Genomic DNA, 14,367 nt, shown 5'->3' with positions numbered 1-14,367 from the left:
TTATTTCAATACAGGTAATAATTTGTAGAGAGTCTTCCTTGTCATTATTTTCTGATTCAGGAAGCTGACGATATATCCGGTGATGCAGGCGGCGATAAGAGACCCCTCGCGAACACCTTCGATGCATTGTGAAAGCAGGAGAGAGAGTATGACTGCCAGAGTGACCAGCGTAACATCAAAACAGACTTTGAACTTTCCGAACTCTTTGTTATAACGGCGGGAGGCGTATTTTACAAAAGCCTCTGCGCTCATCATTGCTACTTTGGGTTTGAGTTCGAGTACGACTCCTATGGATTGTATCATGCATCCTGTGAGTAATAAGGCTATTGACATCCCGTAATTGTCGGGATGCAGATTACTGGTGAGTGCCATATTAAAATCAATGAATGCTGAAAAGATAAAAGAGAACGGCAATTGAAGGAGTATTTCAATGGTGTCCTGTCGGGTCCTATTTTTTCTGATGACCCAGAACTGTCCCAGAATAAGCAGCATATTGATCAGAAACGTACAAGTTCCTAATGATAAAGGGCTGTTCAGGCTTAGCACATAATTGACGCTGGATATAGGTGTGGTTCCTAATGCAGAACGCACAATCAACACTATTCCGGCAGCCAGAAAATACAATCCGATAACAAATACCAAATACCTTTTAAAAACGTCTTTCATTCCCATATCTTACTATCTTATATAATCGTATTTTTCTTCATTCTATAAAGAAGAATATGCAAAGGTCCCGTTTTTTCGTCTGATATAAGTTATCCGATTCCACACAGTTTTTGTCATATCCGAAACAAATTGTATTTTTACGTCGAAAAGAAGGAGGTATAAATGGTAAAATCTCGTATTTTTGATAATAGGCAGTTGTTAAAGGAACATCCGGAAATTCCTCATTATAAAGAGGAAGTAGTCTGCTTTATGAGTGAATATAAGGACAGGAGCTATCCGGAAAACGAACGTTACTTTAATCGTGAACTTTATATGATACTCGTTCTTGAAGGTCGTTCCGAGATTTTGCTGAATGGGGAATTTATTGTGATAGAGCCTGATATGTTGCTTGTTCATGGAGCGAATTATCTCACCGATCATCTTTATTCAAGTCCGGATATTAAGTTTATCACCCTCTCCATTTCCGAGTCCATGCGGACAGATGACTCTTATCTTACCCAGATAACGGCTATTCTGTTGGCAACGATGAGGCAGAATAAGCAATATACCATACAGCTGACCGCATACGAAGCTCAAATCATTCGTAATGAACTGGAAGTGTTGATGCGTTTGCTGAATATAAAACATCAGTTTCTTTTCCGGCGAATACAGGCGGCTTGCAATGCCTTGTTTTTGGATATAGCCGATTTTCTTTCCCGTAAGACTATCATAAAAAAGGAGGTCAGTCGTAAAGACCATGTTTTACAGGAATTTCATGCGCTTGTTACCCGAAATTTCAGAGAAGAGCATTTCGTTAGTTTCTATGCGGATAAGTTGGCCATCAGTGAGCAGTACCTTGCACGTATCGTTCGTGCCGGAACGGGAAAAAGTGTGAATACGATTATTAATGAGTTACTGATCATGGAAGCCCGTACCTTGCTGAGTTCCACAAAATCTACGGTAGGGGATATTGCTTCCCGGCTTGGCTTTAGTGATGCTGCCGGTTTCTGTAAGTTTTTCAAGAGGAATATGGGGCAGACTCCTCTCAATTATCGGAAGGGATTATGGATTTAAGTGAAAATGAATGTAGGTTGATGTGATCCCATAACGAACGGATACATCAACCTACATGAAATATATAATGAACTGGTTTTGACTTATCAGCCAATGAGTGATAGGATATCTTCTACGATCTGTTCATCCGTCAGATGGTTGGCACGAAGCAGTTCCTGTATATCATAACGGTCTACAAATTCTTTTTTAGCTCCGTAGTTGAGCACTTTCATATCTGTAGCGCCATAGTAACGGGCAATCTTTTCACCGAAACCACCATCCAGAACTCCGTCTTCCAGTGTAATCACTAATTCGTGGTCGGCTTTCAGTTCGTCCATCAGTTCGCTGTCCACACCTGTGATGTAGCGGGGATTGATAAGGGTGGCATCAATGTTGGCTTTTTCTTTTAGCAGGGACAGAACCGATTGCCCTAATCCGAAGAAGGAGCCTAATGCAAGGATTGCCACTTTGGAGCCGCGGTGGGCGACTTTATAACGATTGAGATTGCTATAGTCGGATTCCACCGGTTCACCGCAACTGATTACATCTGTGGCAGGTACACGGATAGCTACCGGATGCTCATTTTGGCGGATGCTCCATTCCAGCATGGCGAGATATTCCTCCTTACAGGTTGGTGCCAGATAGACCATATTGGGGATATTGCTGATAAGTGGAATATCGAAGAAACAGAGGTGGGTTACATCATTCATACCGGATAACGTCCCCCAGAATACCAACAGAACAGCCGGATTATTATTGATGCAGAGGTCTTGCGAGAGCTGGTCGTAAGAGCGTTGTATAAAGGTGCTGTACACTCCGTAAACCGGTTTTCCGCCATTGGCTGCGATACCGGAAGCAAGTGCCACTGCATGCTCTTCGGCAATACCGACATCTACAAACTGCTTGCCTGCTTCCTGACGACGGTCGGGAGTGAAGCCCAGAACAGCGGGGGTGCCCGAAGTAATGGTAACTACACGCTTGTCTTCTTTCATCTTTTTCAGCAGATATTGAGCGGTTACTTCACTATAATCTTCTGCGTCGTCGTTCATTTTTGATTCTCCGGTTTCTAGATCAAACGGAGTGCGCCAGTGATAGGTTTCCTTGTCCTGTTCTGCAGGTTCGTAACCTTTGCCTTTTAATGTATTGATGTGGACTACTATCGGATGCTGTATATCTTTAACTTTGGAGAAAGCCTCGATCAGTGCTTCCACACAGTTGCCGTCATTCACGTACATATAGTCCAGCCCCATCGCTTTGAAGAAATTGCATTCACATTGACCGTTACTGTCGCGCAAATCTTTCAGATTCTTGTATAAACCTCCGTGATTTTCGGCGATGGACATCTGATTGTCATTGACGATAATAATCATGTTAGTACCGAGCTCTGCTACGTAGTCCAGTCCCTCGAAGGCTTCGCCTCCGCTTAGTGAACCGTCGCCTATTACAGCGATGATATTTTCGTTGCCGCCTGTCAGGTCACGTCCTTTCGCCAGTCCGCTTGCCAAGCTGACAGAAGTAGAAGTATGACCGATCACAAAGAAATCATGTTCACTTTCCTGTGGTTCTGAGTAGCCGGATACATGATCATATTCAGCAGGATGGAGAAAAGCATCTTTACGTCCGGTCAGCATCTTATGTACATAACTCTGATGTGATACATCATATACAATTTTATCTTTCGGCGAATTGAAAACATAGTGCAGGGCAATGGTTGCTTCTACCATTCCGAAGTTAGGGCCGAAGTGCCCGCCGTGTGCACTCAGTTTTTGTAAGAGGGATGCACGGATTTCGTGACTTAAATCATTCAGTTCCTGAAACGATAACTTCTTTACGTCTGCGGGAGAGTAAATATTTTCTAAATACATATCAATTTGTTTTTTTATGTTTATATCTATATTTTTATTTCACTGCAAAGATACTGACGGATTTGAAATCTGTTTGTGTATGAATTACGGATTCTTGTACCTATATTACAGTTCTGCTAAAAATGGGCTTGATAAAACATAAAATACGACTTACTCTATATCAACCATATGCTCTTTTGCAAGCTTGATTCTTTTTACCTGAATATACTGTTGTAATAGGTATCGCGCACGCGTAATCATTATATAATAGCAAAATAGGATGCTATAATAATATCTGTTCTTGTGTGATAGAAAGATGGAAACCTATAATCTGTAATTGGGGTAATTATACCCGTAATCTGTCTACAATCCCTTCACTTAATTCTTCCGACCTTTGTACTGTCGAATCACCTTGAGTATATGGAACTAATTATATAAAGAATATGGATAGAAAAGGCTTCTTGAAAAGTACGATGATAGCAACCGGAAGTTTACTGTTAGGCGGGGCGGGGATTTATCGGTTTCTGAATGATAAAGATCCCGCAGATGGTCCGTTTCCCAGGACAATAGAAAAAATACATTGTGGAAATATGAAAAAGGTACTTGTTATAATGAGCGCGGGGACAAAACTCGGTAATACAGACCGGTTGACCGATGCTTATATTAAAGGACTCGTGGAACGGGGACATTCGGTAACCAAAGTATATCTGGGCAGTATGCGGATAGAAGGCTGCAGAGGTTGCGGCGTATGCCAGCGGCTCGCTCATCAATGTGCAGTTCGGGATGGTATGCAGGATATATATCCTTTGTTTGCAGAATGTGACACAGTGGTCATGGCTTCACCTTTGTATTTCTGGACAATCACGTCACAGTTAAAAGCTTTTATAGACAGGCTTTACGCCATCTCTGCCGACGACAAGTATCCGCAGAAAGATACGGTATTACTGATGACAGCCGGTGATGATAATGAGAACACCTTTGACCAACCCAAGCAGTATTTCCAGCTTCTGAGCCAGGCATTGGGTTGGAATGAAGTCGGAATATATTGTGCCGGCGGTTGTACCGGATGTGAAAAGCTGGCACGGCAAATAGATAAGGTACATCTTGAAAATGTCTATAAAATGGGATTGGAATTGTAAATAGCAGATTTAATATGGAACAAAAGAATCAATCAAAACTTCATTCGGGCGGTTGGCTCGTATTTATCCTCACGGTCGGTGTGTTTGGTATTATAAATACCGAAATGGGGGTAGTGGGTATCCTGCCTCTAATAGCCGAAACTTTTGATGTCTCGGTGCCGCAGGCAGGTTGGACGGTGAGTATCTTTGCACTGGTGGTAGCTGCATCGGCTCCTGTCACTCCGTTATTGTTTTCGGGAGTAAACCGGAAGAAAGTCATGTTGCTGGCATTGGGATTGTTTACACTGAGTAATATTATATCCATGCTCACTACCAATTTTACAGTACTATTGGTTGCGCGGATACTTCCCGCCTTCCTTCATCCGGTATATGTTTCGATGGCTTTTACAGTAGCGGCGGCATCAGTCAGCAAGGAAAAGGCTCCAAAGGCTGTTTCAAGGGTTTTTGTCGGTGTGTCTGCCGGTATGGTGCTGGGTGTTCCGGTGACCAGCTTTATAGCTAGTGAGGTCTCATTCTCTATGGCAATGCTGTTTTTCACAGTTGTAAATGCCTTGGTTTTTATAGCTACGATTTTGTTTATCCCCTCCATGCCGGTAAAGGAGAAAGTATCTTATGGTGCACAACTCAGCGTATTGAAGAAAACGGTGATGTGGAACTCTATTATTGCCGTCACCTTGATCAATGGAGCTATGTTCGGCTTCTTTAGTTATATGTCGGACTATCTGAAAACAGTGACAGAAGTATCATACAGTGTGATTAGTGTTGTATTATTGGTCTATGGTCTGGCTAATATTGTAGGTAATGTACTTGCCGGAAAACTATTATCGATAAATGCGCGGCGTTCAATTATTATCATGCCTTTTGCATTGCTGGTTTCCTATATATGTCTCTTTATAACAGGAGAGTGGATTACAGCTATGGTAATCATTATCCTTATTTTAGGTGTATTGGCAGGTATAGCAAGTAATAATATGCAATATATGATCGCGGAAGCTGCTCCCGAAGCTCCCGACTTTGCCAACGGAATGTTTCTGACTTCTGCCAATTTGGGGACAACGATCGGTACAGCCGTATGCGGAGCTTTCATCACGGGAATGGGCACACGCTATTCTGTATTCGGTGCATTGTTTTTCCTGATTGCCAGTATTGTGTTTGTTTATTTGAGAGTTCGTGTAGCTCATTCACAGAAACAAGTTAAAATGAATATGGCAACGGAATGATGAAAAATATATAATCCGTAATTGGGGTAATAATGTCAGTAATTCATCTACAAACACTCTCTTTATTTCACCGTATTTTTGTCATGTAGAAAGTAGACAATCAATTCATTAATAATTAAATGTAAGAGATATGAAACGAATATTATTATTAACCGCTGTATTTATTATGATGCTTGGAACCAGTTTTTCTTTCGCACAGGCTGATGCGGATAACTTTTATAAAAGTGATTGGGTAAAGGTAGAAAAGGTTTCTTTTTCTAACCAGTATAAAATGAAAGTAGCCGGTAATCTGTTTTTGCCGAAGACCATGAAAGAGGGAGAGAAATATCCTGCCATCATTGTCGGACACCCGATGGGAGCGGTCAAGGAACAGAGTGCGAATCTGTATGCTACTAAAATGGCGGAACGTGGTTTCGTTACGCTGTCCATTGATTTATCCTTCTGGGGTGGAAGTGAAGGTGAGCCGCGCAATGCTGTTTTGCCGGAGGTATATGCGGAGGATTTCAGTGCCGTAGTAGATTTTTTGGGTACACGTCCGTTCATCGACCGGAATAATATAGGTGTAATCGGAATTTGTGGCAGCGGAAGTTTCGCTATCAGTGCGGCCAAGATAGACCCTCGTCTGAAAGCGATTGCAACCATCAGCATGTACAATATGGGTACAGCCAGCCGCAACGGACTGAAACATGCGCTGACTTTAGAACAACGGAAACAAATCATGGCTGAGGCAGCAGAACAGCGCTATGCAGAGTTTTTGGGCGGAGAAACTAAATATACCGGTGGCACTGTACACGAAGTGACAGAAAACTCCGGTCCGATAGAACGCGAATTTTATGAGTTCTACCGCACTCAGAGGGGAGAGTTTACTCCCGAAGGAGCAGCCCCGACAACTACCACACACCCTACACTTTCAAGCAACGTGAAATTCATGAATTTCTATCCTTTCGAAGATATTGAGACTATTTCGCCCCGTCCTATGCTTTTCATAACCGGAGAAAATGCCCACTCACGCGAATTTAGTGAAGATGCCTACCGACTGGCTGCCGAGCCCAAAGAACTGTACATTGTACCCGGTGCAGGTCATGTAGACCTTTACGACCGTGTGGGTCTTATACCATTTGATAAATTGGAATCCTTTTTTAAGGAATATCTGAAGAAATAAGTATGAACAGGAAAAACAGATAACTATTTAAATAAAAGACAATCGAATCATGAAACAAATTAAAAATACACATTACGAAGGCGAACGTCCTTTGTTCGCATCCCACGGGCTTTATTTGGAAGAAGTAACCATTCATGCCGGTGAATCGGCACTGAAAGAGTGCAGTGATATAGAAGCGGTAAACTGTCGTTTCGAGGGAAAATATCCGTTTTGGCATAATGACGGTTTTGTAGTTAAAAATTGCCTTTTTACCGAAGGAGCACGTGCCGCACTCTGGTATTCCAAAAATCTGAAGATGAAGGATACATTAGTGGAAGCACCGAAGATGTTTCGCGAAATGGACGGAGTCGAACTCGAAAATGTACAGTTGCCCAATGCTTTGGAAACACTCTGGTATTGCCGGAATGTAGAACTGAACAATGTGAAGATAGATAAAGGAGACTATCTCTTTATACATGGAGAAGACATCCGCATCAAGAATTTTGTATTGAATGGCAATTACTCCTTCCAATATTGCAAGAACGTAGAAATCCGCCATGCTGAAATCCATTCGAAGGATGCATTTTGGAATACGGAGAATGTGACTGTATATGATTCGGAACTGAATGGTGAATATCTGGGCTGGCATTCCAAAAACTTACGTTTAGTGAATTGTAAGATCTCGGGCACGCAGCCACTTTGTTATGCACACGACCTGATAATGGAAAACTGCACAATGGCGGATGATGCCGATCTTGCTTTCGAACACAGTAGTGTGAAGGCAACGATTAAAGGCCCGGTTCACAGCGTGAAGAATCCCCGTACGGGAAACATTGTTGCCGAAAGTTTCGGGACAATCATCCTTGACGAGAACCTCAAAGCTCCGGGAAACTGCGAATTGAAACTTTGGGACGGACTGACTTGTTTTGATTGAAATATATGAAGTACAACTTCGATGAAATTGTTCCACGCAGAGGTACAAATTCCTATAAATGGGATTCTGCCGGAGATGCGGATGTATTACCAATGTGGGTAGCTGATATGGATTTCCGTACAGCTCCCTCTGTGGTGGAAGCACTGAAAAGGCGGGTGGAACATGGTATCTTCGGATATGTGCGTGTGCCCGATGCTTACTATGAGGCGATAACAGGATGGTTCGCCGGACGTCATGGCTGGCAGATTGAAAAAGAATGGATTATTTATACGACCGGAGTAGTACCGGCCCTGTCAGCTGTCATCAAGGCGCTGACAACTCCCGGTGATAAAGTAATCGTGCAGACACCTGTCTATAACTGCTTTTTCTCCTCCATCCGCAATAACGGATGCGAGGTTGTTGCAAATCCATCGATTTACATGAACGGAACGTATCAGATAGACTTTATCGATTTGGAACGGAAGGCGGCTGACTCGAGTGTAAAAGTCCTGCTATTATGCAATCCGCACAATCCTGCCGGAAGAGTCTGGACAAAGCAGGAACTGACTCGCTTGGGAGAAATCTGTCTTCGGAATAATATATGGGTAGTAGCGGACGAGATTCATTGCGAACTTGTCTTTCCGGGACACACCTATATCCCTTTTGCATCTGTCTCAGAAGAGTTTTTGATGCATTCCGTTACTTGCACCTCGCCTAGTAAAGCCTTTAATTTGGCGGGACTTCAGATTGCCAATATTGTTTCTGCCGATGCGGATCTACGAATGAAAATAGACAAGGCGATCAATATCAATGAAGTCTGTGACGTGAATCCATTCAGAGTGGAAGCATTAATGGCTGCCTATAACGACGGGGAAGAATGGCTGGAAGAATTGAAACAATACCTGTTTGCAAACTACAATTATCTGAGGGCATACTTTGATGAATATTTTCCCGAGTTTCCGGTGATGCCATTGGAAGGTACCTACTTGGTTTGGGTCGATTGTTCGGTATTGAATTGCTCATCGGATAAGATAGTGAAAACCTTGTTGGAAAAAGAAAAACTTTGGGTGAACGAAGGCAGCCTGTATGGAGAGGCTGGTGAAAGGTTTATCCGTATTAACATCGCGTGTCCGCGACAGCGGTTGATAGAAGGATTAAACAGATTGAGGCGGGCGTTGAAATAATAAAATAATTGTCAGTTTATTAATAGGTTCCCCTTCTCACTCCCCGTAAATACAAATAAAAAGAAGTGATATGAAAAGTCAGAATCCCTCAAAGAGGAATTTGCCGGGTGTTATCATCGCTTATTTCCTCATTTATGTAGTCTGGGGCTCCACCTATTTTTTTATAGGGGTGGCTTTGAAAGATTTTTCACCTTTTCTGCTCGGAGCACTGCGGTTTACGACTGCAGGGCTGATACTTCTTGGAATCTGTTATTTACGGGGAGAACAAATCTTTAAGAAAAGCCTGGTAAAGCGTTCTGCCGTTAGCGGTATTGTTCTGTTGTTTGTAGATATGGCTGTCGTTATGCTGGCACAGCGCTATCTGACAAGTAGCCTCGTTGCTATTATAGCTTCTTCTACGGCACTTTGGATTTTACTTTTGGATGTCCCCATGTGGCGTACTAATTTCCGCAATCCCCTTACGATAGCAGGCGGAGGGATTGGCTTCGGCGGAGTAGTAATGCTTTATGCGGAGCAGCTCAATGCAGAATGGTTGCATCCGCAAAGTGAGCGTGGTATCTTGCTCCTTGTTTTCGGATGTATATCCTGGGCTTTGGGAACACTGTATGCCAAGTACCGTTCTTCCCGTGAGGAAGAAGTGAATGCTTTTGCAGGTTCTGCGTGGCAAATGCTTTTTGCCAGTGTGATGTTCTGGATTTGTGCTGTTGTGAACGGAGATGTCCGGGAAGCCGATTTGAGTACAGTTTCGGCCACAAGCTGGTTCTCCTTGCTTTATTTGATTTCTTTTGGTTCTTTACTGGCATATTCGGCGTATGTCTGGCTCTTGAAAGTACGCCCGGCGGCAGAAGTGGGTACACATGCTTATGTCAATCCTTTTATAGCAGTCCTTTTAGGAGTATCTTTAGGAAATGAGCAAGTTACCTTTGTTCAGCTTTCCGGTTTGCTGGTGATTCTGCTGGGGGTGATGTTGATTAGCCGGAAACGTAACAAAATGAAATCAACGGCAATATCCCGTTAAGCGGAATTGATTCGGCGTCATCCCCACAATCCGTTTGAACATCCGGCTAAGGTGCTGCGGATACTGGAATCCGATTTCGTAAGCAATTTGGCTCATAGTCTTGTTCGAAGACATAAGTTGTTCTTTTGCCAGTTCAATCATTTTATCCTGGATATATTCGGAGACGGTTTTACCGGTTTGTTTGCGCACCATATCGCCAAAATAGTTAGCGGAAAGGAATACTTTATCAGCGAAGTACTTGACCGATGGCAATCCTTGTTTTTGCGGGGCATCTCCTTCGAAATATTCGTTGAGCAGATGTTCGAAGCGGACAATGATGTCTTTGTTTACTCTGTTTCGTGTGTCGAACTGGCGTTCGTAAAAGCGCATACAGTAGTCGAGCAGCAATCCTATGTTGGCGCAGATCAGTCGGCGGCTGTGTTTGTCGATGGAATGTTCCAGTTCGATGGTGATTTTTTGCAGGCAGTCCATCACTGTTTGCCGCTCTTCTTCGGAAATGTGGAGTGCTTCGTTGGTTTCGTAGGAGAAGAAGGAGTATTTCTTTATTTCTTGTCCGAGTGCAGTGCCACGTATAAGGTCGGGATGAAAAAGAATACCATGCGCGTTGGGTTGAATATTTGGCAGCATTTCCAGGTCGGTGATTTGTCCGGGAGCAAAACAGACGATGGTTCCGTCTTGGTAGTCGTAATATTGGCGGCCGTATTTAATATCACCACATTTTACATTTTTCAAGTATAGTGCATATACTTCGTAACGAAACCACGCACGTGTGGGCCACGTAGTGGATTTGGCCAGATCGATGATGCTGACTAACGGATGTCTGGTTTCAAGCCCGAAGATTTCGTTGTAACGGTCAACGCTGTCTATTACAATCATTTCTTTAGTATTCTCTTCCATATCATAATCTGTTTTTTTAATGCGTTACAAATATAATTCTTTTCTCTTTAAAATTTTTACTCTCCCATCAAAATCCATGATTGGGGTATAAATATCCGTAAATCGTCTACATCCGGGCTGGACCATTCCCCGTAACTTTGTAACCGGTAATTTAACATTGAAAAGAGATAGTAATATGAAAAAGATTCTATTAATTCCATTGATGATGCTGACGATGATGCCGATGGCGGCTTGCGACGGCTCAAACGCTGATCCGATTCTTCCGGAACAGCCGGGACAACCGGGAAATTCCGACGGTGGAGACGAGGACGATTCTACAGACCCGACAAACCCCATTCCGGGCGGTAACGGGCGATATCTGGTACTTTACTGTTCGCGCACCGGCAGCACGGAGCGTATGGCGCAACAGATTCAGCAAACACTCGATTGCGATATCCTGGAAGTGGAACCGCAAACACCTTATGAAAGCGATTATAATGGGATGCTCAACCGTGCACAGGAAGAACTGGCTGCTATCCGTCAGGGGAATTATCCGGCGATTAAAACTTCGGTTGAAGATTTCGGCAACTATGATATCGTGTTTGTCGGCTATCCGATTTGGTACGGTAGCATGGCCACACCGATGCAGACATTCCTGCATAATCATGCTTCGAAACTTACAGGTAAGCGTATCGCTCTTTTTGCCAGCAGTGGCAGCAGCGGCATCTCTGCATCAGTTGACGAGGCCCGGACACTTTGCTCCGGTGCCACTTTCACCGAAACACTGCTTCTGACTTCTTCGACACTTTCGCAGATGGGAAACCGGATACGGACATGGCTCGAAACACTCGGTGCGAGTCGGGAAAACAATCATCCGTCTACTTCTATGAATGTGAAGATTACAGTCGGTAACCGTACCATTACTGCTACGATGGAAGACAATGCCGCAGCGCAGGACTTTCTTTCGCGTCTGCCGCTTGAAGTGATGCTGAATGATTATAATAATATCACAGAGAAAATTTTCTATCCGTCGCCTGCACTGACGACGGCAGGAGTGACCCGTGGCTGTGTGCCTGTCCCCGGTGATATTACAATCTATGTGCCGTGGAATAATGTGGCGATCTTCTGTAAAAGCGGGTCGCAAAGCAATGACTTGATAAAGATTGGACGCATTGACGGTAACGGAATAGATGCACTGAACGTTCCGGGCAATGTGGCAGTGAAATTCGAACGACAATAAATTAGCAAAATGAAGAAGTTACTGATTATTTTTCTATTGTTTGCAGCAACCGCTTCGGCAAACGTAATCAGATCGGTCGAACCATCCGCTGCCGAGAACAATATGGTGCGGTTGTCACGCATCATAATCGATCCGGAACGGCTGGAAGAGTACAATACTTATCTGAAAGAGGAGATCGAAGTCTCGATGCGGTTGGAACCGGGCGTATTGGTACTGTATGCCGTAGCGGAGAAAGAACGCCCCAACCACGTGACTATTCTTGAAATCTATGCCGATGAAGCGGCCTATAAGAGTCATATTGCCACACCTCATTTTAAGAAGTACAAAGAAGGTACACTTGATATGGTGCAGATGCTCGAACTGATTGATGCTACGCCACTCATTCCCGGACTGAAGATGAAGTAAATGACAGGCAGTACTATAAATCAGTAATTTTGGTTTTTATATCCGTAATTTGTATTATAAAGAGTTGGATCAGAACAGCTAACTTTGCATTATCAGAGAGTTCTTAAATAATAAACCATGGACGTCACAGTATGAGAAAATTATTTTTTATTCTTGTAACAGTCATCGGATTTCTGCAAATTCCGATGCAATCTATAAATGCACAGAGTATGAAAAAAGAAGAAGTACCTCAGAACATCAGCGCATTTCCGTTGGGAAAGGAAAATACGGGATTCAAGCAATATTTTACAGGAGAATCCTGGCTGGCACCGCTGACCGGTAACAAAGACTTGAATGTATCCATGTCCAACGTTACTTTTGAACCCGGCTGCCGAAATAACTGGCACAGCCATACGGGCGGACAAATCCTCATTGCTGTCGGAGGTGTGGGATATTATCAGGAACGTGGCAAAGCGGCACGCCGCCTGCTCCCCGGTGATGTGGTTGAAATAGCACCGGACATAGAACATTGGCACGGTGCCGCCCCCGATAGTTGGTTTTCGCATCTGGCTATCGGTTGCAATCCGCAGACCAACAAGAATATTTGGCTGGAACGGGTAGACGACCAGCAGTATGCCGAAGCTACGAAAGATAACGGAGGAACCGGACTAAGCGCCACGGACCCCGAACTGGATGCAATATTCGGCAATTTCACAAAGGAGGTGCAGCAATACGGCAACCTGGATACTAAAACCCGCCTTATGGTAACATTGGCATCCAATATTGCTTCACAGGCACAGACCGAATACCGGATGATGCTTGAAAGTGCTCTCAATGCAGGTATTACTCCGATAGAAATAAAGGAAATCCTTTACCAAACAGTAGCCTATGCAGGCATGGCTAAAGTGATGGACTTTGTCGGCATCACTAATGAGGTGCTGCTTGCCCACGGTGTACGTCTTCCTTTAGAGGGACAAGCGGTCGTTTCTGCCGAAACCCGTTTCGACAAAGGACTGGCGTTGCAGAAATCCATTTTCGGCGAACGGATCGACCAAATGCATAAAAATGCTCCCGAAAACCAAAAGCATATCTAGCGTTATCTCTCCGCCAACTGCTTCGGAGACTACCAGACACGCGGTGGACTGGACGTGAAGACACGGGAACTACTGACGTTCTCCATCCTTGTTTCCTTGGGAGGCTGTGAATCACAGGTGAAAGGGCACATACAGGGAAATGTCAATGTAGGTAATAATAAAGATACTTTGCTGGCTGTCGTGACGCAGCTTTTGCCTTACATCGGCTATCCACGTACTCTCAACGCCATAGCCTGCCTGAATGAAGTGATTCCGGAAAAATAACAAAGACGTTCATATATCCCGGAAAGCAGGCGGTTAAAATCTGTTTGGGACTTGACAAATGCTTTTTTATGTTGTATATTTGTAGTTCGGGAAAGTATGAAACCAATGAATAATGAATGAAAAAATAGATAAAATATGAGTGTAAAACGAATGATAAATGGTATAATATTAGGACTAATATAACATATTTCTTTAGCTCGTTCTAGAGATCAGAAGGATAAATATAGAGCAAAGGTTGCAAACTTTATGGAGTTTGCAACCTTTTTTGTTGCATAATTTTAATTCATTTCCCATGATTTTTTATTTTTGAGTTTATAATAAACGAAGGGGACGTTTATAATAAACGGTCACA

12 protein-coding genes and 1 pseudogene are annotated in these 14,367 nt (G+C 43.5%); 10 read left to right on the top strand and 3 right to left on the bottom strand.

Annotated features, from left to right (window positions below; translation table 11 throughout):
• Window positions 1-672 (bottom strand): YczE/YyaS/YitT family protein, encoded by a 672-nt coding sequence (locus ACHLI0_RS05085; protein ID WP_413549793.1) that lies wholly within the window; start codon window positions 670-672, stop codon window positions 1-3.
• Window positions 673-828: 156 nt separating this feature from the next.
• Between ACHLI0_RS05085 and ACHLI0_RS05080 the strand changes: the two genes are divergently transcribed.
• A complete protein-coding gene (locus tag ACHLI0_RS05080) occupies window positions 829-1,719 on the top strand; it encodes a helix-turn-helix domain-containing protein (protein ID WP_008764885.1) in 891 nt (296 codons plus the stop codon).
• An 86-nt stretch (window positions 1,720-1,805) separates the two neighbouring features.
• Here ACHLI0_RS05080 and ACHLI0_RS05075 read toward each other — a convergent pair whose 3' ends face one another.
• Window positions 1,806-3,563, bottom strand: a complete 1,758-nt coding sequence (locus ACHLI0_RS05075) for a 1-deoxy-D-xylulose-5-phosphate synthase (RefSeq protein WP_490748577.1) — start codon at window positions 3,561-3,563, stop codon at window positions 1,806-1,808.
• 422 nt (window positions 3,564-3,985) lie between these two features.
• Between ACHLI0_RS05075 and ACHLI0_RS05070 the strand changes: the two genes are divergently transcribed.
• From ACHLI0_RS05070 to ACHLI0_RS05045, 6 genes are all read left to right on the top strand, one after another.
• Window positions 3,986-4,681 carry a flavodoxin family protein gene (locus ACHLI0_RS05070; RefSeq protein ID WP_490748576.1) on the top strand — a complete coding sequence of 232 codons (696 nt, stop codon included), beginning with the start codon at window positions 3,986-3,988 and terminating at the stop codon, window positions 4,679-4,681.
• Between the two features lie 14 nt (window positions 4,682-4,695).
• Window positions 4,696-5,901 carry an MFS transporter gene (locus ACHLI0_RS05065; protein ID WP_490748575.1) on the top strand — a complete coding sequence of 402 codons (1,206 nt, stop codon included), beginning with the start codon at window positions 4,696-4,698 and terminating at the stop codon, window positions 5,899-5,901.
• A 130-nt stretch (window positions 5,902-6,031) separates the two neighbouring features.
• Complete coding sequence (locus ACHLI0_RS05060; protein ID WP_490748574.1) at window positions 6,032-7,063, top strand: alpha/beta hydrolase; 1,032 nt, start codon at window positions 6,032-6,034, stop codon at window positions 7,061-7,063.
• A gap of 49 nt (window positions 7,064-7,112) precedes the next feature.
• Window positions 7,113-7,976 carry a DUF3737 family protein gene (locus tag ACHLI0_RS05055; RefSeq protein ID WP_016267191.1) on the top strand — a complete coding sequence of 288 codons (864 nt, stop codon included), beginning with the start codon at window positions 7,113-7,115 and terminating at the stop codon, window positions 7,974-7,976.
• A 5-nt stretch (window positions 7,977-7,981) separates the two neighbouring features.
• Window positions 7,982-9,139, top strand: a complete 1,158-nt coding sequence (locus ACHLI0_RS05050; protein ID WP_490748573.1) for a MalY/PatB family protein — start codon at window positions 7,982-7,984, stop codon at window positions 9,137-9,139.
• Between the two features lie 70 nt (window positions 9,140-9,209).
• Entirely contained in the window at window positions 9,210-10,157 is a 948-nt protein-coding gene (locus ACHLI0_RS05045) for an EamA family transporter (RefSeq protein WP_490748572.1), read from the top strand.
• Here the strand turns inward: ACHLI0_RS05045 and ACHLI0_RS05040 are convergent.
• The gene (locus ACHLI0_RS05040) at window positions 10,137-11,054 is read right to left on the bottom strand and encodes a helix-turn-helix domain-containing protein (RefSeq protein WP_490748571.1); all 918 of its coding nucleotides are present in this window, start codon (window positions 11,052-11,054) and stop codon (window positions 10,137-10,139) included. The genes ACHLI0_RS05045 and ACHLI0_RS05040 overlap by 21 nt on opposite strands.
• 175 nt (window positions 11,055-11,229) lie before the next feature.
• Here ACHLI0_RS05040 and ACHLI0_RS05035 point away from each other — a divergent pair, with 175 nt between their 5' ends.
• From ACHLI0_RS05035 to ACHLI0_RS05025, 3 genes and pseudogenes are all read left to right on the top strand, one after another.
• Window positions 11,230-12,273, top strand: coding sequence for a cyclophilin-like fold protein (locus tag ACHLI0_RS05035; RefSeq protein ID WP_490748570.1), 1,044 nt, complete (start codon window positions 11,230-11,232; stop codon window positions 12,271-12,273).
• Between the two features lie 9 nt (window positions 12,274-12,282).
• Window positions 12,283-12,678 (top strand): putative quinol monooxygenase, encoded by a 396-nt coding sequence (locus ACHLI0_RS05030; RefSeq protein WP_490748569.1) that lies wholly within the window; start codon window positions 12,283-12,285, stop codon window positions 12,676-12,678.
• A 131-nt stretch (window positions 12,679-12,809) separates the two neighbouring features.
• Window positions 12,810-14,015 (top strand): annotated as a pseudogene (locus tag ACHLI0_RS05025) (cupin domain-containing carboxymuconolactone decarboxylase family protein).
• The last annotated feature ends 352 nt before the right edge of the window (window positions 14,016-14,367 follow it).

Source organism: Bacteroides sp. RCH18 (assembly GCF_058231005.1).
This window is presented reverse-complemented; position numbering and strand designations above follow the sequence as displayed.